Raw genomic sequence first — 21,282 nt, forward strand, 5'->3', positions numbered from 1 at the left:
CCTGTGAAGAGCGTCACTAGCGAAAGATCGACCAGCGCGCACGTTTCGGCGTGCGCGCTGGTCGGCTACGAGGACTTCGAGGGTCAGTTCTGACCCCAGTGTGTCGCCTCGGTCATGTACGCGTACACGGAGGCGGCGCGGTGGCACAGGGAGAATGCGTTGGACTGGATATCCGAGTACGCGTTTCGGCAATTGACCAGAAGTTCTTGGTAGAACGCTGCGTTACACGGACCGTATCCGGCCTCGCGCCACCCTTCGGCGCGCCGCGCGTCGACCACGTCGTAACACATGTCGTGCCGCGCGCACGGTCCGGCGAAGTTCGCGCTGCCGAACTGGTCGAACGACGAGGTGCAGTAGTCATGTCGGGCAACCGGTTCTAAGGTCGGGTTGTAGACGTAGTCGGCCGGCACATCGATGTAGGGCAGCGCGGGGTCCGGATCGCGCTTGTCCCGGGACGGCTCCGGCTGGGACGACCAGAGCGTGCCCAGCCGGCCATCCAGCGGATATTGCGGAGTGGGTGTCGCGTTCGCGGTGGACATGCCCGACGCGACCAGCACTGCCGCGAATCCGGCGATGCCGAGAATGCGTCTGATCGTGGAATTGCTTCTTCTGCTCATCGATACCCTCTGTCTGTGCGGGGCGCGGAATGCGCAATCGCATCGCCGGATGGGATGCGGACTCACCTTCACCTGGGCCCTCTTATTCGACAAGCGAGCGGATTCGACAATGCCGAACCGGATCGTCTACGTGCGAATTCTTTTCGATATCAGGAAAAATGAGCAGTCCCCGAAAAATTGCGACTTCGAAGGTGTGGTTTCGGTCCAGTGGCGAAAGGCCCTTTCTTATGGGAAATTGCCCCGGCCGAAGCCGGGAATTGTCCTATCGCACCGTACGGGTCGGCGAGGGCAGCGGTGCGGCCCACCGCAGGACCGTGCCCCCTTCGGCGCGCCGCTCCAGTCGGCAACTGCCGCCGTGCTTTTCGGCCCGCACCGCGAGATTCGCCAGCCCGCTGCGGTGCGTGATCTCGTCGGGCACACCGATTCCGTCGTCGGTGACATCGACGGTGACGTCGTCACGCACGCTGAGTTCGACCGAAATCGTCGTGGCCGACGCGTGCCGGACCGCATTGCTGATCGCCTCGCGCAGCACTGCTTCGACATCGTCGGACAACGGTGGCGCGAGGACGGTGACAGGTCCGGCCAAGTGCACTCGCGTCCGTATTCCGGTGTCCTTGGTCATGTCGGAAACGATGCCGTGCAGCCGTTTTCGATAGGTGGACGAATCAGCGGCCGTATTGGTCTGCAGATCGAAGATCGAGTGCCGGATATCGTGCACGATCGTCTGGATATCGTCGACGCTTTCCGCGAGGCGTGCCTGGGTTTGCGCCGACTCGGTGCGCCGGATCGTGTTCTGCAGCGAGAGCCCGACGGCGAACAGGCGTTGAATGACTTGATCGTGCAGGTCGCGGGCGATGCGATCGCGGTCGGACAAGACGTCGAGTTCGCGCATGCGCCGTTGCGTATCCGCCAGCCGAAGAGCGAGCGCTGCTTGATCGGCGATGGCCGCCATCATCGACTGGGCGGCCCGGTCCAACTGCGGCATGCCCGCGGGTCGTATCGTCGCCAATACGCCGACGACCGAATGGCCGGCCTGCAGTGGAAGTATCAGTGCCGGTCCGAGTTTCGCGACGTTGCCGAGGGTCGTCGCGCCGGCCAGCGTGTCCACGGCGACTGCCAGGCCCTCGCGATAGGACCGGCCGACCGCGGTCGTACGCACGGGTTCGCGCCGGCCGATCAACCGCTGGGCACAGCTTCCCGCCGCGGCGACCACGACCAGCTCGGTCTCCTCCGCGATAGTGCTCGAGTCGGCGGCCAAGGCCAGGAGGGTGCAGGCCGATTCGGTGAGCGCGAGCGTGCGCTCGGCGACAAGTTTCAACACCTCGTGATTCGTCCCGCCCGAGAGGAGTTCGGTGGCCACATCACGGGTGGCTTCCAGCCACTGCTGTCGGATCCGAGCTTCTTCATAAAGGCGCGAGTTCGCGATGGCGATGCCGGCCGCGGCGGCGAGCGCCTGCACGACGACTTCGTCGTCTTCGGTGAACTCACCGCCACCCACTTTCTCGGTGAGATAAAGGTTTCCGAATACTTCGTTGCGCACCTGGATCGGTACGCCGAGGAAAGACCGCATGGGCGGGTGATTCTCGGGGAAGCCGACCGCGGCGGGATGTTCGGAAAGATCGGCAAGCCGGATCGGTCGCGGTTGGCTGATCAGCAGACCGAGTACGCCGTGACCATGCGGCAGATCACCGATCATGACGCGGGTGCGATCGTCTATGCCCTCGTAGACGAATTCGGTGAGCCGGGCGGCGGGCCGGCCGGTTTCGACCACGCCGAGCGCGCCGTAGCGGGCGTCCACCAACTCCAGGGCCGCGTGCACGATCGAACGGAGCGTGTCATCGATATCGAGCCCCGAGGTGACGACCAGCATCGCTTCGATGAGCCGATCCATCCGATCTCGCGTATCGACGATCTGCGCGATGCGCTCCTGCACCTCTTCGAGTAGTTCGTGTAATCGGAGCTGGGAGAGCGTCTCGGTGACCGGTGGCAATCCGCTCGGCGCTGGTTCGGAAAACCGCATCGGCACGTCTCGGCTCCTTCGGTCTTCGTTTCCTTCGCTTTCGAGCCTTACGCACGCCGCACACTCGGAAAATGTGCAGAGTGCCCTTGGTTCGAGGGCCAAAGACCCTCGATCGGCGCGACCAGAGCCATTCGGCGGCCGAATTCGACCGAACCCTTGGCCGAGGTCCTCGCTATGCGGGCCGTCGGACCCTTCTTCGCGGCACGACCGTATGCGACCGTCATGGCACCCGAACACTAAGGAAGTCGGTATGGATCATGGAATGCCGGACGATGAAACCGTACGCGCGGCACTGAGACTCGCGGTACGGGCACCGTCGGTGCACAACATTCAACCGTGGCGGTGGCGGATCGGGGACAGGTCGGTGCATCTGTTCCTGGATCCGGACCGGGCGATACCGTCGACCGACCCGGATCAGCGTGATCTGGTGCTGAGCTGTGGTGCGGCACTGCATCATCTGCGTATCGCGTTCGCGGCGCTGGGCTGGTCGGCGATCGTGCATCGCCTGCCGAACCCGGACGATCGGAATCATCTGGCGGCGATCGAGTTGGTCGCGCATCGGCCGACGGCCCAGGATGTCGAACTCTCGGCAGCGATTTCGCGGCGGCAGAGCGACCGCAGGCAATTCAGTTCCTGGCCGATTCCGGTCGGATATTTCGGCTTGCTGATCGAACGCGCCGCGGGCCTGGGTGTGCTCGTGCGCCGGGTCACCGACCGGTCGCGGGATCGCCTGCTCGATGCCATGCGGATCGCGGCCGCCGAACATGCCCTGGATCCTGACTACCGTTTCGAACTCGCGAGCTGGAGCGGACGCCACGGGTCCGCGGATGGTGTGCCGGCCAGGAGCACTCCGCGTCCCCGGGCCGACGCCGAGGTTCCCGCAAGAGATTTCACTGAACCGCAGCTGCTCGACCAGGCCCGAACTCCGGACACCGCCGAGCTGCTCGTGCTGGCGACGTCGGCCGACGATCAGGTCTCGCGCCTACGTGCCGGCGAGGCCATGAGCGCGGTCCTGTTGACCGCGGCGAACATCGGACTGTCGACCTGCCCGCTCAGCGAGCCGCTCGAACTTCCGTTGCTGCGCAACCGGGTTCGTTTCGAAGTGCTGGACGACGGTGCGCACGCGCAGGTGGTGATCAGAGTCGGCTGGGCGCCGACGAGCGCGGAAACGTTGCCCGTCACACCGCGTCGCGCCATCGACGAGGTGGTGGATCCGTTCGACGTTCCGTGAGTGCTCCGCGGTAGCGGCGTTATCGGTGGGTTGGTGTGCGTGTCTTGGCATCCTCGTGCCTTGCCCCGGCAGGCAAGGACGATTCCGGCTGGCGTGGGTAACGCGTACGGCGGGTTCCTGTTTCGTAGCCGAGTGCCGGGACGGGTCCTGGCCGCTTGTCGGCTCCACAGGCGTTTCTGCTCTCCGCCTGCCCGGCGGCGAGAATTGTGCGGGCGGCACGGTCGGGGTGGTGCGAACCGGGCGCGGGTGTGGGCGAAACTTTGCCGAAGTGCCGCCCATAGCGAGCGGCCTTCTGGCCGAGCATCCGGGTGAGGACGATCCAGCTGTCGTCGGCGGTCGAGCGGGTTCGGCGCGACGGAGGCTTGGCGCGGTAGGGCAGTCCTTCGATATACACCGCTTGGTTTTCGCGGATGATCGCGGTCGACTGCTTGTGCGCCCAGTCGCGCCGGGTGTCGGTCAGTGCCGCAAGGGCTTTGGCGACCGCCAGCCGGGCCTTGACCTGGTTCTTGCTGCCCGGCTGCTTTCTGGACAGTATGCGCCGCGCCCGATCCAATCTGTGTTGCGCCTGCCGGAGGAACTCCGGGTCGGCGATCGTGGCGCCGTTGCTCAGCACCGCTACTGTGCCCGTCCCTCGGGCGATGCCGATCTGAGCTGACTGTTCGGGCAGCGGATCGGCGGCAGATTCGACCACGAAGGAGACGAAGTAGCGGCCCGCGGTGTCTCTGACCACCGTCACCGACGTCGGCTCCGCGGGCAGTGGCCGTGACCAAACCACTTTCACCGCACCGACTTTGGGTAGCCGAAGCCGACCTCCCGCGGTGATGGCGAAGTGGGCGTTGCGGGTGAATCTGATGGATTGCCGGTCATTTCGGGACCGGAACCTGGGGAGTCCGACAGTGGGCCCCAGTCGTCGACCGGTCGCCGAGGCGAAGAAGTTCCGGTACGCCGTGTTCAGGTCTGCGAGAGCTTGCTGGAGGACCACCGCCGACACGTCCGCGAGCCACGCACGTTCGGCGGTCCGCTTGGCCGCTGTCAATCGCCGGGACAACTCCGCGTCCGATATCCAGCGACCGGCAGCGGAGGCCTGTTGGCGCGCGTCGAGGGCATCGTTGAAAACCACTCGGGCACAACCGAAAGCTCGTGCGAGCGCGGCCTGCTGCGGACCGTCCGGATAGCAACGGAAGTTGTAACGCAATTGGACGGAGCGCATCGGTCACCTCCCTCTGACTGATGTCTGTGCCGGTGGCCACAACGACATGGACACACCGTGGATCGACGTTTTTCACGATAGGCAAACGTCGCGGCGTGGGAAAAGGGGGAATGGTCCATCAGACGGGGACATTCCGTCCTGACCGCGTGGGCCGTACGCCTCTGCCGAGAACCGTTGCGTGACGCCAACATGAATGCCATGGGAACGCCAGGTACTCGCATCGCAGTGATATTCGCTACGGCCCAAGGATCCACCCGCGACATCGCGGAATACTTCGGGCAGGACCTGACTGCCCGAGGCGCCGAGGTCGTCGTCGCGGGTGTCAACCACGCGCCGCAGCTCACCGGGTTCGATGCGATCATTCTGGGCAGTGCGATTCACCATCGCGAATTCCTCCCACCGGCAGCGTCGTTCATCCGCGCGCACGCGGATATCCTTGCCGTGAAACGGGTCTGGCTGTTCAGTGTCGGTCTCGGGCCCGCGCTTGTCGGTCCGATAGGCCGGCGGCTGGGTGGGAAGGTGCCCAAGGAAATCGCCGCACTGCGCGCATTGATCGCACCCGAGGACTATCACGCTTTCGCGGGTCACTACGAACGGGCCGGGGTCGACTTCAAGGCCCGCACGATTTATCGGGTTCTCGGCGGCATGCGGTACGGGGACCTGCGCGACTGGGCCGATATAGCCGCATGGTCGGCGAAGATCGGGGAATCGCTCGGGCTACCGCAGACCGCGGTAACCATTGTCCGCCCTTGAATCCGTGCGCTCGGCGGCGTCCGCGGTCTGCTGCACCGCGCCGGTGGCCGACGCCTCCGACGGCAGAGCGGTGCCCACTGTCCGGCTCCGTGTGAGCACCGCGCCGCCTCGGTTACTTCACCAGTTGGAACTGTTCGGTGACGGAATTGATTGCCGCGCTGACATCGGTCAGGCCTTGCTGTAACTGCCTGGCCACCGGCTCGACTGCGCTGGCCACCGGCTCGACCGCGGCCGCGACGGGTGCCGCGGCGTCCTGACGCTTCGTGTACGCGAAACCTTCGAGGTCGTTCAGGTTCTGCTGAGCCAGACCCTGATTGGCTTGCGAGGCCGCGGTCGCCGCGCCGATCGCGGCGCCGAGACCGGCGCCGATCGCCGCGCCGACGGGGGCGGCGACAGCGGCGGTGCCCAGGCCCACGGCGGTCGCGAGTCCCGCTCCGGCGCCTGCGCCGATCGCGGTGCCGGCCAATGGTCCGACGATGGCTCCGGCGATGGTTCCGGCCACACCACCGACGATGCCACCGATCACCGCGCCGGGGATGCATCCGACGATCACCGCCGGCAGCCCGACGACGCAGCCGAGTGCCATGCCGGTGAGCGTGCCGATCGTGGCGGCGCCGACACCGCCGATCACCAGACCGGCGCCGGCGCCGATGCCGGCTCCGATCGGAACCGCGGCCAGGCCGGTACCGAGTCCGGTGATCGCCCCCACGGTCGCGCCGACGGCCGCCCCGCCGATCCCGCCGATCGCCGCACCGTCGGCCGCGCCGTCGAGCGTGGCCGCCGACAACAGTTCCCGCCGGCGCTGATCTACCAGTGGAAAGTATTCGGGTTTGATGACGGTATCGCTCAGGACCCCATTTGTTCCCGGTTCGAAATCGGTGCCCCGGCCCTGGCCGACGTTGTCCCAGGGGGCGACGACGGGCTGGGCGACGTCCGCCGCGGCGGTACGAAGGAGCGGGTTTGCCAACTGAGCCACCGGCTCGGCGGAAGCGAAGCACTGGCCTGATGCAATTCCTGCCGTTGCTACGACAGATACGATTCCCATTCGCGCAAAGCCATGTCTCGCGGACATTCGTTCTCCTTTGATTCGATCATTCGACTGCTACGCGTTACCGAAATTTCGCGTAGCCTGTGCGGCATCACGGACGATCGTTGAGATTCTCGAAACATGAATCCGAGAACTGATGCCGAGTGACAAGCGAACCATCGCGGCTGTTCCTTGAATAGAAGTCCGGAGTCATCGGACGCCGGGACATTTTGTCCGGACATTTTGTGACGACTGTCCCCGGTCGCCGTTGTCCGGCGCGCGCGACTACCTCGATGAACAGCATGTCCGGGACCTGCCGGGTCCGCCGCGGGTGGGACAAAAGTCATTGAATCCCGGGCCCATTGGCCGGGTACCGTTGTGACCTTTGCCCGCAGGCGTATTCATCCCATTCCGATACGTTGGGCCGCGAGTAGAGTCGGGCAGCTTGTGCGGTCGTGGCTCGATCAGCTCGGATGGGGATCGGTCCCGAGTCCGGCGCCGAACGCGAAACCTGTTGTCCGAGTGGCGTATCGGGTGCAGTGCTGCCCGCCCGGAAGTTCTGCGGGAGGGGTTGTGGCGTGACTAGAGTGTTCCTGGTCGATGGGCATCACATCGTCCGGCGCGGGCTTGCCGACCTGATCGGCGCCGAACCCGACCTCGAACTGGTCGGTGAGGCGGAGACCGTGTCCCGGGCCATCGAAGACATCCTGCGGCTGCGTCCCGACGTAGTCGTGCTCGAAATCAGGCTGCCCGATGGTGACGGCATCGCACTATGCCGTGAACTGCAGAATCACGGGCTGGGCGCGCAGTTGCTGATCCTCACCGCGTTCATCGACGAGAAATCGATGCTGAATGCCATCCGGGCGGGAGTCAGCGGCTACGTCATCAAGGACATCGGCACGGTGGAGTTGGTCGACGCCATTCGTGAAGTCGGGTCGGGCAAATCGTTGCTCGACAACCGCGCGGCCGCCGCGCTCATGTCCAAGCTGCGCGCGGACGGCGCCGCGCCGCGCGGTCCTTTCGCGCATCTCACCGCGCAGGAGCGAACGCTGCTCGAACTGCTCGGCGAAGGACTGTCGAATCGCCAGATAGCGGAACGAATGTCGCTGGCGGAAAAGACGATCAGAAACTACGTCTCCCGCCTGCTGACCAAACTGGGGGTCGAGCGACGAAGCCAGGCAGCGGTGCTCGCCCTCGAACTGCGGCCCTCCAGCGGCGTGCGATGAACGGTAGCTGGCCGACACCGCACGAGCGGGACGCCGACGCGGGCCTCGCGACCTACTTGGCTGCCTGCGGAGTTCGATATGAGCAGCTGCGGCCGGGTTCGACCGGTGTGCCGACGGTGTCGATCGTCCCGCCGTCGCCCTGGACGCAAGTGGATCGCGGATATTTCCGCGACGTCTATTCGATCTGGGCCCGGCCGCCGATCGAAGGCTACGGCTGGGTCGATAATGCGGTGCTCGTCGTCGTGCGACTGACTCCTGGTGTCGATTACATCGAGCTGCTTACACACGCCGTGTCCGACGCACGTCGACTGCACGGCTGGGATGAAATCTCTGTCGATGAATCGCGGTACGAGAGGTATCCGTCCTGCCTCATCGCGGGTACGTATGTCGTCGACTCGCTACGACTACGGGCCGACACCCGATACATCGTCATAGGCGAAAGGGGTTGTCAGCATCTGGTGCAGCTCACCATCACAAGCCAACTGCCCTCTTCGTCCGAGGCAGCGGTGTGGGCGTCGAAAGATTTCGATCAGTTCAAAGGATGGTGGGTGACCCTGCCCCGATAACGGCCGTCGTAGGTATGCAGGAGGTAACACGTTGACGAATTCCATTGTCGCCGAAATACGCGATACCGGTAACGCCGAGGGGAGCGGCATGAACGTCTTGATAGTCGTAGAGTCTTGTTTCGGGAACACCGCGCGGATCGCGGAGGCTGTCGCCGAGGGGATTCGGGCGCGCGGCGGGAGCGTCACGGTGGTCGGCGCGCACATCATGCCTGCGCTGGACGACGTCGATCTGCTGCTGGTGGGAGCGCCGACGCACAATGCGGGTCTGTCGACACCGACGTCACGTCGTCAAGCGGAGGGCCACGGTGCGGCCAAATCCGTGACCGGTGTGCGGGAGTGGCTCGATGCGCTGCCCGCGCGGCTGAATGTCCGTGCCGCGGCGTTCGATACGGTCGCAGGCCGGAGCGTTTTCACCGGGTCCGCGGCGCGACGGATCGTGAAGCGCCTGCAAGGGCACGCCTGCGATGTCCTCGGGCGAGAAAGTTTCCTGGTTGTCTCCAAGGTGGGACCGTTGGCGGGCAACGAGTCCGCGCGGGCCGAGCGCTGGGGTGGCGAGCTGGTCGAAAGATTGATGCGCTTCGGAATGCGCTGATAAGCCGGACCCGTTGTGGCACAGCGGCAGTCGAGTACATACTCGGTTGCCGCTGTCGATGGTTCAGGTCGTCGAGGCGTGACTGGAACGTGAGTTCGGCACGCCGCCGGCCACCGCGCAGACCGCGTTGAGCACGGCCGCCTGAATCGGAAGGGTGGTGACGTAGCCGGGTTCGACCACCCACACCGGCGACCAACCGAGCTGCCGATCCGAATGCGGAAGCATGATCCGGTTTCCGCGTGCCACGATCAGGACGCCGAGCTCGTCCAGTCGCCGGATGAGGTCCGGCTCGAGTGTGTCGGCTGGGTAGCGGACGAGGAGCCCGACGCGATTCGACCTGGTGTGCAACATGACCGGGGCGGTGTGCACTGCCGCGGAGACCTCGTACCCGAGTATCCGCGGCATGGTGACCATCCCGAACCGGTCATCGGTGAGCAGACACGGATGGGAGCCGAGCAGGGTCACCGGCAGACCCCGGTCGCGATATGTCGTGCAGATCCGCTGTGGGGTAGTGCAGTTCGCGAACATCCAGTCGGTATCCCTCGAATCGTGGTGCCAGTCGGCCTCCGGCACGGTTCAGTGCGTGACCTCGTCGTTCAGCCGGAACTGCCGGCCGGTGATCGCATGCACGCCGATGCGGACGTACTCGTATTTCGGCGTGGAGATCCACGGTCGGATTGCCAGAGTGTCCGCGTGATGCACGTCGCGCGCGATACTGAGCTGCTCGGCGTGCCCCCTGGCCACAACGCTCCAGGCCAGTTGGATCTCAGGGAGTACCTGGTCCGCCTCGAACAGCACAGACGAGTTGATGGTCAGTTCGAGCAGTTTGCTTCCGGGCGCGGTCCGGAAATAGATCTTCCCGTCGTCGACGGCGTAGTTCACCGGGAAGATATCCAGTTCGCCGGAGATGTGCACGACGATCCGGCCGAGCTGGGTCTCGTCCAATCTTTCCCAGCACTGAGCGACCGTGAGCTCGTGCACCAGATCGGAGGTACGGACAAGTTCGGCCATCGGCTCGCCTCTTTCTGTTCGACCAGCGGTCCACTCGAGAAGCTATCGCCTTACCCGCTTGCCGGGCAGAGTAATTCGGCTCTACTGGACCGCCGTGCCGACAGCGTTTTACAGGACGTAAGTCCTGACGAGCATGACGAGCATCACGGACTGGAAACCAGGGATTTTCGGCCCTACCGAGGTGTGCCATTCGGCTCTCGATGCGGGAATGGCGATATCCAATTCTACGGGTATGAGATCTTCGGTAGTGCGGTGTTAGATCGGGCGGCACAGTTGCTCGAACGCGAGGCGGGGGAGTGGGCGGGAAGCGGGAGCTGTGCACAAAGCGATCCGGAAGAATTCTTCCCCGAGGCCGGTGAGACCTCGCTGCTCGCGGTGCGTATCTGTAGCCGGTGCGAAGTGCGCGAACCCTGTCTCGAGTACGCGATGGAACACAACGAGGTCTTGGGTATCTGGGGTGGGCTCACCCGTCGGCAGCGGATCAAGCTGTCCCGGCTGCGCGCGAGTGCAGATCGATCGCGCGCGGCGGCAACGCATGACGCGGCCCGGCGTTCTCGTGCGATCGAGATCGTGGTGACCGCCATGGACGGCGCCGGTCGTCATACGGTGGTCGATTGCCGGTGACGATCGGCCTGTATCCGGTGGCACAAAGGCCCTCGTACGACGACTGCGGTTCCGGATAATCGGGTTACATGAGCCTTGCCGAACCGACCCGCATCGAAGTGGACGACGCGGCAGCGGAAGTGCGGCCGAGCCGGTTGTCCGTCGCTCGACCGAGCACCGCGTGGGTGCTGTTGCTGGCCGCGTCGGCGGGCTGGCTGGCCTCGTTCACCTTGACGGTGGAGCGGTTCAAACTTTTTGTCGATTCGGACTATCGGCCGTCGTGCAGTATCAATCCGATTCTGTCGTGCGGGTCGGTGATGGCGACACCGCAGGCGGCCGTTTTCGGTTTCCCCAATCCGATCATCGGCGTCGTCGCGTTCTCGGTCGTGATTCCGCTCGCGCTGCTGAGCGTGGCCAGAATCGCGCTGCCACAGTGGATCTGGATCGGACTCTGGATCGGCACGGCCTGCGGTGTCGGGTTCGTGTGCTGGCTCATCTTCCAGACGCTCTATCGAATTCACGCACTCTGCCCCTACTGCATGGTGGTGTGGGCGGTCGTCACTCCCATGCTGGCCGTGCTGAGCAATCAGCTCAGCGCAGCGCTGCCCCGCCCGGTACGCGCGATAGTCGGCTGGCGCTGGACCGTAGTCGCGCTCTTCTGCACAGCCGTTGTGCTGCAAGTCTTCGTGGCGTTTCAGGACTACTGGCTGTCCCTCATCTGACGATGCCAGCCCCGTACCGCCTTTGCTCGCCGCGCGTGCCGGAGAATCCGTCATGCCCGGCTCAGGGATCTGAGGGCGGTAGGCGGTCGGTTGGGGTGAGGAGGTCCGATCGCACGTCGAAGACGAACGGTACGTCGTCGGGGCCGCCGGACAGCCACCATGTGCTGATGGTGGCGGTGTCGTCGTTGATCTCTTCGATGGTGCACTGGATCGTGGTGGGGCGGGGATAAGTTGACGTCGGCAGCAGTTCGCCGCCGAACAGAGCGCTCTTGCCTACAAGTTGGTGAGGTCGGCCGTGCGCATCAGCGAATTCGACCAAGACGATCCCCGGCTGCGGATCGTCGCTGAGCCAATGGACAGCGCTCGCAGGCAGTTCGCAACCATCGCCTTTGCTCAAACTCTTTTGCACCACAACACTTTATCGAGACCACGGCCCGCCGGTAAACAGCGCGGCAGCAGGTCAGGTGTGCCGCAGGGTGCGCAATCGTGACTCGACTTCGTCGAAAAGAGCGAGTGGTCGGTTGAAGGCGATGCGGATATATGCGTCGGCGTCGGCGTTGTCGGTGTCATCCAGATGGAAGTACCTGCCGGGAATGACGAGGACTCCTGCTTTCTGCAGGAGATGGCCCGTCAGGGACTCACTGCCGCTGTCGGTGAACGGGGTGATGTCGGCCATCACGTAGCAGCCGCCGTCCGGCGAAAGGCAGTGGAATCCGCTGTTGTCGAAGATCTCGATGGTGCGGTCACGTTGCGCGCGAAGGTTCGCGCCCGGCTCGGCGAGGCCGGGGGCGGCAGCGGCCACGCGCGCCACCGCTTCTTGCAGCGGCGCCGCGGTGCCGCCGCAGACGGCGGTGTGAATTCGGCGAGCCGCGGTGGTCAACGGCGCGCTCGCGCGCAGATATCCGATCCGCCAACCGCTGATCGCATGACTCTTGGACAGGCTGCCCGCGACGAAGCTGCGGTCGCGCAGGCCGGGCAGGTCGGCGGCACTGATGTGCTGTCGGCCGTCGTAGACATAGCCGGCGTAGATCTCGTCGGAGATGACGACCGCGTTCCAGCGGTGACACAATTCGGCGATCTCGGCCCACTCGGCGGACCCGAGCATATGCCCGGTGGGATTGTTCGGCGTGGCGACGACGATGGCCCGGGTGCGCGGACCGAACGCGGCCCGCAGCCGATCCGGATCGTGGCGCCAGTCCGGCGGGGACACCGGAACCAAGCGGGGGATGCCGCCGGCCAGCGCGATCGCGCTCAGGAAGTTGTCGTAGAACGGTTCGAACACCACCACCTCGTCGCCGGGTTCCACGATCGCCAGGATGGCCACGTGCAGCGCCTCGGTCGCACCGACGGTGATGGTGAGTTCGGTCTCGGGATCGGCAGGTGAGGGTAGTGCGTCGGCGATCTGCTTGCGTAGCAAGAGGTTTCCATTGGGGTCGGCGTACTGGTTGTGTGCACCCGCGCGTAGCACCGCGCAGGCGGCGTCGATCAGCGCCGAGGGGGTCGGCGGCGCCGCCGGAACACCGATAGCGAGATCTACGGCCTGCCGATCGTGGGCCCGGCTCAGCAATTGGAACAAGCGATTGGAAGCCAGATTGCTGACCCGGGAGGCGATCGGCACAGTCACGGTCACGGTCATGGTGCGGGCCTTCGCATTCGGTCGTGCAGCTGGGTTCGGATGGCGGCGCCGGCGTCCTCGGTGGACAGGGTTCCGCCGAGATCAGGGGTGGCCTGACCTGCGGCGATGACCGCTCGCACCGCGTCGCGGAGGTGGTGCGCCGCCGCGGTATGGCCGAGGCGTTCGACAAGGAGGGCTGCGCTCAGGATCGCGCCGATGGGGTTGGCCGTCCCGGTGCCCGCGATATCCGGCGCGCTGCCGTGCACCGGTTCATAGAGCCCGAATCCGTTGTTTCCGTTGATGTTCGCGGACGCGGCCGTGCCGAGACCACCGGCCAGGTCGGCGGTGAGGTCGCTGAGGATGTCGCCGTAGGAGTTGTTGGTGACGATCACGTCGAACGCGGTCGGATCCTGCACCAGTCGCATCACCGCGGTGTCGACGTACAGATGCGATGCCGCCACTTCGGGATGGCGGCGGACCGCCTCGTGCCAGCAGCGCTGCCACAGCGCGCCGCCGTGGCGGACCGCGTTCGACTTGTCCACCATGCACACCGATCGGCGGGCGGTCGCGAACGCGAATTCCAGGATGCGGGACACACCGTGGTAGGTGCTGATTTCGGCGTCTATCGCGGTCTCGTGCGCAGTGGACGGCCGCAGCCTGCCGCCGATGCCGGTGTAGAGGCCCTCGGTGTTCTCCCGGATCACGACGCAGTCGATCGGCCGCCGCGCCTGCTCGCGCAGCGGGCTCAGCCGGTCGTGGAAAAGCGTTGCCGGGCGGTAGTTCACGAAGAGATCCAGCTCGAACCGCAGCCGCAGCAACACCCCTCGCGCGTACTCGGCATCGGCTCGGGCATCGCCGACCGCACCGAGCAGGATGCCGTCGCTGCCGGCAACGCGGTCGAAGTCCTTGTCCGGCAAGGCGACCCCGGTTTCGAGGTAGGTGTCGGCGTTGATGTGGTCGAGGATGTCGAAATCCAGCTCGAGGCCGAGTGTCGCCACGGTTCGGACGGCCTGATCGATCACCTCGGGCCCGATGCCGTCGCCCGGGATCACCGCGATCGTGGTCATGGCCTCGCCTCGCTGAGCAGGTCGGGAGGACTCGGGCTGAGCTGCGGTAGCCAGTATGCGCGCGTGCGTTCGTAGGCGTCGATCGCGTCGGTGCGTTCGAGCGTCACCGCGATCTCGTCCCAGCCGTTGAGGAGCAGCTCCCGCGCACGCGCGTCGACGACGAACGTGTGTCGCAGTGTGTCCGTGCGTATTTCACACGACTGAAGGCTCACCGAGATCTGCCGGCCGGGATCCTGCTCGATCGCCTCGGCCAGCGCGGTCACCGCGGCTGCGGGCAGTTCGACCGCGAGCAGGCCGTTCTTGAAGGCGTTGCGCCGGAAGATATCTCCGAAGCTGCTGGCGACGACCACGGTGAAACCCCAATCCCGCAGCGCCCACACCGCGTGCTCGCGCGAGCTGCCGGTGCCGAAGTTGTGTCCGGCGACCAGGATGCTGGCGCCCGCACTGTCCCGGCGCTCGAGCACGAAATCGGGGTCGGTGCGCCAGTCGGCGAACAGCGCGTCCGCATAGCCGGACTTGGTCAATCGTTTGCAGTACTCCGCCGGGATGATCTGGTCGGTGTCGACATCGCTGCGTCGCAATACCACCGCGCGTCCGAGGTGTTCGGTCAGTGGATTCACAGTTCCCCCAGGGTGTCCGGGTGGGTGAGCCGTCCGGTGACGGCGGTGGCGGCGGCCACCGCCGGTGACACCAGGTGTGTCCGGGCTTGCGCGCCTTGGCGGCCTTCGTAGTTGCGGTTGGAGGTCGACGCGCAGCGGTGGGGGCCGGTGAGCCGATCTTCGTTCATCCCGAGGCACATCGAACAGCCCGACAGTCGCCACTGGGCGCCCGCTCGCTCGAAGATCGTGTCCAGTCCCTCGTCCTCGGCTTGCCTGCGCACCGCCAGTGAGCCGGGCACCACCAGCATCCGCACGGTGCGAGCGACGCTGCGGCCGTGCAGGATCGCCGCGGCCGAGCGCAGATCCTCGATGCGGCTGTTGGTGCAGGACCCGAGGAAGACGGTGTCGATCTCGATCGAATCCATCCGCAACCCGGGGGTCAGACCCATGTAGTCCAGACTGCGTTGTGCCGCAGCCTGATCTGCCGGGTCCGGGAAGGCCCCCGGGTCCGGTACCACCCCCGAGATCGGCACGGCCTGACCCGGATTGGTGCCCCAGGTCACGAACGGCGCCAAACCCGAGACGTCGACGGTGACGGTGCGGTCGAAGTCCGCGCCGGGTTCTGTGCGCAGCGTTTCCCAGTAGGCGACGGCGTCGTCCCACGCATCATCCGGCAGCGCGCGATGAGCTCGCAGATAGTCGACGGTGACGCTGTCGGGTGCGACGAGTCCGGCCCGGGCGCCGGCCTCGACGGTCATGTTGCACAGGGTCATCCGGCTTTCCATCGACAGTCGTTCGATCGGGTGGCCGCGGAACTCGATGATGTGCCCGTGCGCGCCGTTGGCTCCGATCTGGGCGATCAGCGCAAGCACCAGGTCCTTGGCGGTGACCGCAGCGGGCGGCGCACCGGTGAACTCGACCGCCATCGTGCGGGGCCGGGCCAATGGCAGCGTCTGTGTGGCCAGCACATGTTCGACATCGGAGGTGCCCACACCGAAGGCCAGCGCACCGAACGCGCCGTGTGTCGAGGTGTGGCTGTCCCCGCAGATCACCGACATGCCGGGGTGCACGAAACCCTGTTCCGGGGCGACTACATGGACGATCCCCTGCCGGGCGTCGCCGAGCCGGAACAGCTCGATGCTGTGCTCGGAACAGTTGCGCCGCAACGCTTCCACCTGTGCCTTGCCCATCGGGTCGGTCAACAGCAGTGAGCGGGTGGGGACGTTGTGATCCTCGACTGCCAGCGTGAGTTCCGGACGCCGGACGCGGCGCCCGGCCAGCCGCAATCCGTCGAAGGCCTGCGGTGAGCTGGCCTCGTGGATCAGATGCAGGTCGATGTAGAGCAGGTCGGTGTGCTCGTCGATCGGGGTGACGACGTGGCTACGCCAGATCTTCTCGATCAGGGTGGGTGCGGTGCTCATCGAACCCGCCCGCCGGTGGTCGCGGTCTGTCGGGCGATGAGGTCCCGGACCTCGGACAACTCGATGCAGTGCCCATCGGTGCGGTTGGCCACGTGTTCCTGGTAGAGGGTTTCGACGAGCTGTTCATCGATGGGAATTCCCATGTCGTCGAACACATACCGCAATACTGCTCGCCCTGAACTGCGGCCGACCAGCATCGAGCGGGTTCTGCCGAAATCCTTGGCTTGGATGTATTCGTAGGTGATCGGATCACGCAGTAGCCCGGCCTGATGGATACCCGCCTGAGTGGCGAACGCGTTCTTGCCGAAGATGGCCTTGTTTCGCGGCGCCGACAATCCGATGACACCGCTGAGCACCTCGAACGCGTGATAGAGACCGCTGGTTTCCGCGGACGTGGTGACGCCGAATTCCGCACCCTTGTAGGCGAGTACCGCGATCAGCTCTTCGAGTGGAGTATTACCCGATCGTTCCCCGATTCCGGCCAGTGTCGCCTGCACCTCGTCGGCGCCGGCCTCGATCCCGGCCAGCGCGTTGGCCAGGGCCAGACCGAGATCTTGATGGCAGTGTGTGCTGACGGTGATGGCGGGTCCGCACCAGGAGCGGATTCTGCCGATCAACGCACCATATGCGCGCGGTGTCAGGCAGCCCGTGGTGTCGCCGACCGCCACGATATCGGCACCGGCGGCAAGAGATTCCTCCACCAACGGCCGCAGCAGCGTGTCCGAACCACGAGAAGCGTCTTCGATGCCGAGGGTGAGGTGCTCGGCGCCGAGCGAGCGCGCGTAGCGGATCGTGTCCACGACCTCGCGGATCGCCTCGGCCTGGTTGATGCCGCGCTTGTATTTCAGGTGGATCTCGCTGCCGACAGCCAGGATCTGGAGATGGTGGCGCTCGGTGCCACCCGCCTCGACGGCCACGCGAACGTCTTCGCGGGTCGCGCGGCTCAGGGTCGCGATGCGGGCCGAGGTCAGTTCCCGCGCCAGCAGACGGGTGGCCTCGTACTCACTCGGCGACGACGCCGGGAAACCGGCTTCGATCACGTCGACACCCACCGCTTCGATCGCCAAGGCGACCTCGAGCTTCTGTTCCGGGGACATCGCGTTGCCAGGAGCCTGTTCGCCGTCGCGCAAGGTCGAGTCGAAGATCGATATCCGCCGCGGCGCGGAATCGGGGTGCGTATCCATGAGAACTCTCCTACTGAGTCCGAAATATCGGTGGTAGACGCAAACCGCCTGCCAGTCTTGCGAACTCGGCGGCTTACGCCACCGTCTTGCCGGTGACGTCACCGACCACGCGCCGGATCGAGGGCATCTCGCCGTATTCACGCAGTGGCATTTCCGCCACGCTTGCCGCGTATTGCGTACCCAGCGAATCGAATTGACTCATGGCGCCAGCTCCTCAGCTGTGCTCGATGCGGTTTCCGCCGCCGGAATCGGGGCGCCGCCACGCTCGCGCCGCTCGATGGCGCGCGCCGCGCGCAGGCCGGAAGCCAGTGCGCTACATGCGTGTTCGCAGGCAGGCTGCACCGAGTTGCCGACGTAGTAGATGTCCTGGCGCTCGTCATAGCCGTCGGGTTTGCGGAATCCCGGCGGCACGATCGCCGGTACCAGATCGCTGCACAATCCGTGTGACTCGCGGTAATCCCGGGGCGAGACGAAACGTTTGTAGCGCACCTGTGCGGTCAGCCCGGGCACGTGTTTCTCCAGCTGGGACAGGAGGTAGCTCTCGATCCGCTCGATGGTGTCCGGCGGCGGCTGCTCGAGGCGGTGCGGTAGTGCGATATACGCGGTGAGCGAACGATAGTCCCGCTGGTCGAGGAAGTCGGTCGGGAAGATGTTGAAGACGAACTCCTCGGGCAACTCGCCGGCCGCCAAACGATCGAGTGCCACCCGGGCTTTCGGCGGTACGTGGACAAGCCCGTGGACCTGCGCTGGAAACGGCGCAGTCCGGGGCACCGCGAGGTGCAGCGCGCCGACGGCGAAACTCGGTTTCGTCGATGGTGGATAGACGTCCAGACGATGCCTGCTGTGCACCACGTAGCGCGCGTGATATGTGGCGTTTGCGGTAGTAACCGACTTCGAAACACCTGCGGAATCGACGCTTTCGACCGAGGTATTCAGTTGCAGCAGTCCACCGAGATCTCGTAGCCGGGTGGCCATCCGATCGGCCATCAGCCCGGGCCCGCCGATGGGGACCACCATCTTGTCGTACCCGTAGCCGAGTTCCTTGGAGAAAAGATTCAGAAAAGCGGCCATCGGGTAGTCGCTGGGCGCGGCACCGAACGCGCCGCCGAGAGCGGCAAGAAGATCCGCAAAGCCGTGGTCGCCGAGTCCCGCCAACGCCTCCCCGAGATAGGTGCAGCGGCCGCTACGGACCGCCCGGACAAAGCGGAAGATGTCCGGTGCGTGCCGGGCGACATTGCCGATCGTGGACAGCGTCACCGGCACCCGGTACGTTGCTCCGGCAGTGAACAAAATGGACTTCGGGCGGCTGAATTCGATCTCTACGCCCAATTCTTGCATCGTTGCCACGATCGAGGAGCCGAAATCGTTACAGCCATGCGTGAATTCATAGCCGTCGAAGGTCGTCGTGCCGCAGAGTCCGCCGGGTTTGCGTCGCCGCTCCAGTGTCAGAACTCGAAAACCGTTCGAAGACAATGAGATAGCGGATGACAGGCCGGCCAATCCCGCACCGATGACAATAACGTCGAATGCACCTTCATCAGATGATGTCATGGCATCCTCCCGCGCCGCCGCAAGTTTGCCGTATGGTGGAACGCCTTTGTTTGCTCGGCTCATTCTGACATGTGCGAAAACCATTCGGAACCCCAGGATTTCGCTGCCGATGTGTTGCTGGCTTCGGGGTGTGAACCGGAAAGTTTCCTGCAATCTGCTGTGGGAGAGAGTATTTCGAACGACCAGTATCTGTGCGTGCATCAGCTGTGTTTCTTGTTGTCGCTTACGCTGGGCGGAAAGCGGCGCGGGGTACGGTTGTCCGGCAAAAGTGGGCCACCGCTCGGCGCGATAGCCCTGTGTCGGCGTGGCTCCCTGTTTCGGGTCGGTGTGAATCGGAGGAACTTCGGTTTTGCCAGGATGTTTCGCTGTGTGCAGCAGCGGGCAAAATTTGAGTGCGAATCTCATCCGGTTTGCCTGTGTGTGCACTCGGATTGACTGTGCGTGCTGTTCTCGTCAGGTAGCGGTTCGATAGGGGCTGTTGCCATAACAATGCACGAACGAGGAGTCCTGACGGCCGACGTCGGCATAGCCGTCACTCGAAGAATCTGCGGCATCGGCCCCGTGCGCGAACTGTGCCCTCTACCATCTGTTTCGGGAGATCGTTCCGCGCTGTCGAAGGAATCTCGCTGCGCGCACGGCAGATGGTGTCGAGAACACGGCCCATCGGCGAACCACGTCCGACATATCGGGAAGGTGGGACCGATGGCTCTTGTTCTCGACACCACACAGATCGAAGCATCGGATCGGGCCGAGTTCGTCAGTGCCGCGCTGCAGTCCGCGTCCGCGCCGGCGCACATCCATCTCACCGGACCCGAGCGTGCGGTGTCCGGCCGCATCGACGCCTGGCAGTTCGGTGACCTGACGTTGTCCCACATGACCGTGGCCGGCTTCCGCGCCGTGCGAACCGTCGAGCAGGTGCGCTGCTCGCCGGCCGATCAGCTACTGGTCACCGTGGTGCTCGGACGGATCGGGCGCATGGCACAGGACGGTGATCACTACGAGTTCCGCTCCGGCGAGCTCGCGGTATCCGACCTCAACCGGCCATACGACGCGGACTGGTGCGGCGGTGCGCTGGTGAACCTGCAGGTTCCGCTGGACCGGCTCGATCTGCCGTCCGACACCGTTCGTCGCGGTGCCGGCGAGGTGCGGCACAGCCCACTGCGTCGATTGGTGGCAGACCACCTCGCACACCTCGCGGCGGCGGGGGGTCTGCTCCAAACGGATCCTGCCGCAAGAAGACTCGGTGAGGTCGGGATCGAACTCGTGCACGCGCTCGTGACCTCCGCGGCGACCCGATGCGCTGACGGGGCGGCGCTGCCCGGCGCGATGCTGCTCGACCGGGTCCGCGACTTCGTACTGGATCATCTCGCCGATCCTGACCTGAACGCGGCTCGGATCGCGCACGCGCATCGCATCTCGGTCCGATACCTGTATCAGTTGTGTGCTCGCGCAGATTTTCGGCTGGAGCAATGGATCATCGTGCAGCGGCTCGAACGGGTTCGCGGCGAGCTGGCCCGGCCGGAAAACTGGGCGCTGCCGATCTCGGTGATCGCCCAGCGGAACGGATTTCGCAACGTCTCGCATTTCAACCGCAGATTCCGTGCCGCGTACGGGATGACGCCACGGGAATGGCGGCACGCCGCGCACTACGAATGGCGACCGATCATCGACCTCGAGCGGGTGCGAGAGCGTCAAGGCTCAGGGACGCCAGGATCGAGGCGGTAGCCGGGAGGGCAGTCACCTCGACTCGCTCCTGCCTGCCAGATCACGACGCCGATCTCCGGCCTCGGGTCGGGTGCCGCTGGTTGGCATCGAAAACAACGCGTTCGCAACGCTTTTAGTGCACCATTGATCGTGTGGTTCCTGGCCGCGGAGCTCGGCACCTATTCGCTGGCGCAGGAGACGGTCATGGCTGAGATCAATCTCGTTCTATCCGCCCAGGACCTGCCGGACACCGACACGGTCGGTGAGACGGACCCTTACCTGAAACTCTATGTCCAGCGCGCGGGATCGTGGGTGCTGGCCACCATGACCGAGATCCAGAAGAACAACCTGAATCCTCGGTATGCGCCCTGCGTCGTCGATGTCGGTGATGGTGAAGGGTCCGCCCTCCGGATCGAGGTGTGGGACCACGATCGGATGGGCAGCGACGAATTGGTCGGCAAAGCCGAACTCTCGGTGTCCGAGTTCCTGCGCGCCGGGGGAAATGTCACCCTGTCCTTGCCGGGGGGAGGCCGGATCACCGTCGTGAGGGAGTGACTCCGACG

The 21,282-nt window shown here is 65.1% G+C and carries 23 protein-coding genes; 9 read left to right on the forward strand and 14 right to left on the reverse strand.

Going from position 1 to position 21,282, the window contains the following annotated elements; genetic code table 11:
- Positions 1–83: 83 nt before the first annotated feature.
- On the reverse strand, positions 84–617 hold the full coding sequence (locus O3I_RS10850) for a hypothetical protein (RefSeq protein ID WP_014982953.1): 534 nt from the start codon (positions 615–617) through the stop codon (positions 84–86).
- Positions 618–879: 262 nt separating this feature from the next.
- Entirely contained in the window at positions 880–2,637 is a 1,758-nt protein-coding gene (locus O3I_RS10855; RefSeq protein ID WP_051066564.1) for a GAF domain-containing sensor histidine kinase, read from the reverse strand.
- 250 nt (positions 2,638–2,887) lie between these two features.
- Between O3I_RS10855 and O3I_RS10860 the strand changes: the two genes are divergently transcribed.
- Positions 2,888–3,868 (forward strand): Acg family FMN-binding oxidoreductase, encoded by a 981-nt coding sequence (locus O3I_RS10860; protein ID WP_014982955.1) that lies wholly within the window; start codon positions 2,888–2,890, stop codon positions 3,866–3,868.
- Between the two features lie 19 nt (positions 3,869–3,887).
- On the opposite strand, the gene O3I_RS10865 is transcribed toward O3I_RS10860, so the two are convergent.
- Positions 3,888–5,078 (reverse strand): RNA-guided endonuclease InsQ/TnpB family protein, encoded by a 1,191-nt coding sequence (locus O3I_RS10865; RefSeq protein WP_014982956.1) that lies wholly within the window; start codon positions 5,076–5,078, stop codon positions 3,888–3,890.
- A 174-nt stretch (positions 5,079–5,252) separates the two neighbouring features.
- Between O3I_RS10865 and O3I_RS10870 the strand changes: the two genes are divergently transcribed.
- The gene (locus O3I_RS10870) at positions 5,253–5,831 is read left to right on the forward strand and encodes a flavodoxin domain-containing protein (protein WP_237748280.1); all 579 of its coding nucleotides are present in this window, start codon (positions 5,253–5,255) and stop codon (positions 5,829–5,831) included.
- 112 nt (positions 5,832–5,943) lie between these two features.
- Here O3I_RS10870 and O3I_RS42545 read toward each other — a convergent pair whose 3' ends face one another.
- Positions 5,944–6,798 carry a hypothetical protein gene (locus O3I_RS42545; protein WP_014982958.1) on the reverse strand — a complete coding sequence of 285 codons (855 nt, stop codon included), beginning with the start codon at positions 6,796–6,798 and terminating at the stop codon, positions 5,944–5,946.
- 638 nt (positions 6,799–7,436) lie between these two features.
- Here O3I_RS42545 and O3I_RS10880 point away from each other — a divergent pair.
- From O3I_RS10880 to O3I_RS10890, 3 genes are read left to right on the forward strand one after another with little or no spacing between them, the layout of a single operon-like run.
- Positions 7,437–8,084 (forward strand): response regulator, encoded by a 648-nt coding sequence (locus tag O3I_RS10880; protein WP_041562545.1) that lies wholly within the window; start codon positions 7,437–7,439, stop codon positions 8,082–8,084.
- Complete coding sequence (locus tag O3I_RS10885) at positions 8,081–8,650, forward strand: LpqN/LpqT family lipoprotein (protein WP_014982960.1); 570 nt, start codon at positions 8,081–8,083, stop codon at positions 8,648–8,650. Before O3I_RS10880 ends, O3I_RS10885 begins: the two co-directional genes overlap by 4 nt.
- Before the next feature lie 31 nt (positions 8,651–8,681).
- The gene (locus O3I_RS10890; RefSeq protein ID WP_014982961.1) at positions 8,682–9,242 is read left to right on the forward strand and encodes a flavodoxin family protein; all 561 of its coding nucleotides are present in this window, start codon (positions 8,682–8,684) and stop codon (positions 9,240–9,242) included.
- A gap of 63 nt (positions 9,243–9,305) precedes the next feature.
- Here O3I_RS10890 and O3I_RS10895 read toward each other — a convergent pair whose 3' ends face one another.
- Both O3I_RS10895 and O3I_RS10900 read right to left on the reverse strand, forming a co-directional pair.
- On the reverse strand, positions 9,306–9,770 hold the full coding sequence (locus O3I_RS10895; protein WP_141692058.1) for a hypothetical protein: 465 nt from the start codon (positions 9,768–9,770) through the stop codon (positions 9,306–9,308).
- A 48-nt stretch (positions 9,771–9,818) separates the two neighbouring features.
- A complete protein-coding gene (locus tag O3I_RS10900; protein WP_014982963.1) occupies positions 9,819–10,253 on the reverse strand; it encodes a pyridoxamine 5'-phosphate oxidase family protein in 435 nt (144 codons plus the stop codon).
- On the opposite strand from O3I_RS10900, the gene O3I_RS47030 reads away from it, so the two are divergent.
- Entirely contained in the window at positions 10,218–10,877 is a 660-nt protein-coding gene (locus O3I_RS47030; protein ID WP_424769567.1) for a WhiB family transcriptional regulator, read from the forward strand. The genes O3I_RS10900 and O3I_RS47030 overlap by 36 nt on opposite strands.
- A gap of 68 nt (positions 10,878–10,945) precedes the next feature.
- Positions 10,946–11,578 carry a vitamin K epoxide reductase family protein gene (locus O3I_RS10910; RefSeq protein WP_014982965.1) on the forward strand — a complete coding sequence of 211 codons (633 nt, stop codon included), beginning with the start codon at positions 10,946–10,948 and terminating at the stop codon, positions 11,576–11,578.
- A 61-nt stretch (positions 11,579–11,639) separates the two neighbouring features.
- Here O3I_RS10910 and O3I_RS10915 read toward each other — a convergent pair whose 3' ends face one another.
- From O3I_RS10915 to O3I_RS10945, 8 genes are all read right to left on the reverse strand, one after another.
- The gene (locus tag O3I_RS10915) at positions 11,640–11,987 is read right to left on the reverse strand and encodes a hypothetical protein (RefSeq protein WP_141692059.1); all 348 of its coding nucleotides are present in this window, start codon (positions 11,985–11,987) and stop codon (positions 11,640–11,642) included.
- Between the two features lie 51 nt (positions 11,988–12,038).
- Entirely contained in the window at positions 12,039–13,214 is a 1,176-nt protein-coding gene (locus O3I_RS10920; protein ID WP_014982967.1) for a pyridoxal phosphate-dependent aminotransferase, read from the reverse strand.
- Entirely contained in the window at positions 13,211–14,260 is a 1,050-nt protein-coding gene (locus O3I_RS10925) for an isocitrate/isopropylmalate dehydrogenase family protein (protein ID WP_014982968.1), read from the reverse strand. The genes O3I_RS10920 and O3I_RS10925 overlap by 4 nt, the downstream gene beginning before the upstream one ends.
- Complete coding sequence (leuD, locus tag O3I_RS10930) at positions 14,257–14,880, reverse strand: 3-isopropylmalate dehydratase small subunit (RefSeq protein WP_014982969.1); 624 nt, start codon at positions 14,878–14,880, stop codon at positions 14,257–14,259. The genes O3I_RS10925 and leuD overlap by 4 nt, the downstream gene beginning before the upstream one ends.
- Positions 14,877–16,280: a 3-isopropylmalate dehydratase large subunit gene (leuC, locus tag O3I_RS10935; RefSeq protein ID WP_014982970.1), complete on the reverse strand. Its 1,404-nt coding sequence runs from the start codon at positions 16,278–16,280 to the stop codon at positions 14,877–14,879. Before leuC ends, leuD begins: the two co-directional genes overlap by 4 nt.
- Entirely contained in the window at positions 16,277–17,464 is a 1,188-nt protein-coding gene (locus O3I_RS10940; RefSeq protein WP_014982971.1) for a LeuA family protein, read from the reverse strand. The genes leuC and O3I_RS10940 overlap by 4 nt, the downstream gene beginning before the upstream one ends.
- Positions 17,465–17,537: 73 nt before the next feature.
- Positions 17,538–17,666 carry a hypothetical protein gene (locus tag O3I_RS46775; RefSeq protein WP_272944291.1) on the reverse strand — a complete coding sequence of 43 codons (129 nt, stop codon included), beginning with the start codon at positions 17,664–17,666 and terminating at the stop codon, positions 17,538–17,540.
- Positions 17,663–19,420, reverse strand: coding sequence for a phytoene desaturase family protein (locus O3I_RS10945; protein WP_081593953.1), 1,758 nt, complete (start codon positions 19,418–19,420; stop codon positions 17,663–17,665). The genes O3I_RS46775 and O3I_RS10945 overlap by 4 nt, the downstream gene beginning before the upstream one ends.
- A 297-nt stretch (positions 19,421–19,717) precedes the next feature.
- On the opposite strand from O3I_RS10945, the gene O3I_RS10950 reads away from it, so the two are divergent.
- Together O3I_RS10950 and O3I_RS10955 are read left to right on the forward strand one after the other, a co-directional pair.
- Entirely contained in the window at positions 19,718–20,740 is a 1,023-nt protein-coding gene (locus O3I_RS10950; RefSeq protein WP_014982973.1) for an AraC family transcriptional regulator, read from the forward strand.
- A gap of 129 nt (positions 20,741–20,869) precedes the next feature.
- Positions 20,870–21,274 (forward strand): C2 domain-containing protein, encoded by a 405-nt coding sequence (locus O3I_RS10955; RefSeq protein WP_141692060.1) that lies wholly within the window; start codon positions 20,870–20,872, stop codon positions 21,272–21,274.
- Positions 21,275–21,282 lie beyond the last annotated feature (8 nt).

Origin of the sequence: Nocardia brasiliensis ATCC 700358 (genome assembly GCF_000250675.2) — a bacterium.
In the GTDB taxonomy this organism is placed as follows: domain Bacteria; phylum Actinomycetota; class Actinomycetes; order Mycobacteriales; family Mycobacteriaceae; genus Nocardia; species Nocardia brasiliensis_B.

Excerpts from the sequence above, each read along its gene's own strand:
- O3I_RS10850 (WP_014982953.1), bottom strand. The coding sequence starts at position 617 with ATGAGCAGAAGAAGCAATTCCACGATCAGACGCATTCTCGGCATCGCC.
- O3I_RS10855 (WP_051066564.1), bottom strand. The coding sequence starts at position 2,637 with ATGCGGTTTTCCGAACCAGCGCCGAGCGGATTGCCACCGGTCACCGAG.
- O3I_RS10860 (WP_014982955.1), top strand. The coding sequence starts at position 2,888 with ATGGATCATGGAATGCCGGACGATGAAACCGTACGCGCGGCACTGAGA.
- O3I_RS10865 (WP_014982956.1), bottom strand. The coding sequence starts at position 5,078 with ATGCGCTCCGTCCAATTGCGTTACAACTTCCGTTGCTATCCGGACGGT.
- O3I_RS10885 (WP_014982960.1), top strand. The coding sequence starts at position 8,081 with ATGAACGGTAGCTGGCCGACACCGCACGAGCGGGACGCCGACGCGGGC.
- O3I_RS10895 (WP_141692058.1), bottom strand. The coding sequence starts at position 9,770 with ATGTTCGCGAACTGCACTACCCCACAGCGGATCTGCACGACATATCGC.
- O3I_RS10900 (WP_014982963.1), bottom strand. The coding sequence starts at position 10,253 with ATGGCCGAACTTGTCCGTACCTCCGATCTGGTGCACGAGCTCACGGTC.
- O3I_RS10910 (WP_014982965.1), top strand. The coding sequence starts at position 10,946 with ATGAGCCTTGCCGAACCGACCCGCATCGAAGTGGACGACGCGGCAGCG.
- O3I_RS10920 (WP_014982967.1), bottom strand. The coding sequence starts at position 13,214 with ATGACCGTGACCGTGACTGTGCCGATCGCCTCCCGGGTCAGCAATCTG.
- O3I_RS10925 (WP_014982968.1), bottom strand. The coding sequence starts at position 14,260 with ATGACCACGATCGCGGTGATCCCGGGCGACGGCATCGGGCCCGAGGTG.
- leuC (WP_014982970.1), bottom strand. The coding sequence starts at position 16,280 with ATGAGCACCGCACCCACCCTGATCGAGAAGATCTGGCGTAGCCACGTC.
- O3I_RS10940 (WP_014982971.1), bottom strand. The coding sequence starts at position 17,464 with ATGGATACGCACCCCGATTCCGCGCCGCGGCGGATATCGATCTTCGAC.
- O3I_RS46775 (WP_272944291.1), bottom strand. The coding sequence starts at position 17,666 with ATGAGTCAATTCGATTCGCTGGGTACGCAATACGCGGCAAGCGTGGCG.
- O3I_RS10945 (WP_081593953.1), bottom strand. The coding sequence starts at position 19,420 with ATGAGATTCGCACTCAAATTTTGCCCGCTGCTGCACACAGCGAAACAT.
- O3I_RS10950 (WP_014982973.1), top strand. The coding sequence starts at position 19,718 with ATGGCTCTTGTTCTCGACACCACACAGATCGAAGCATCGGATCGGGCC.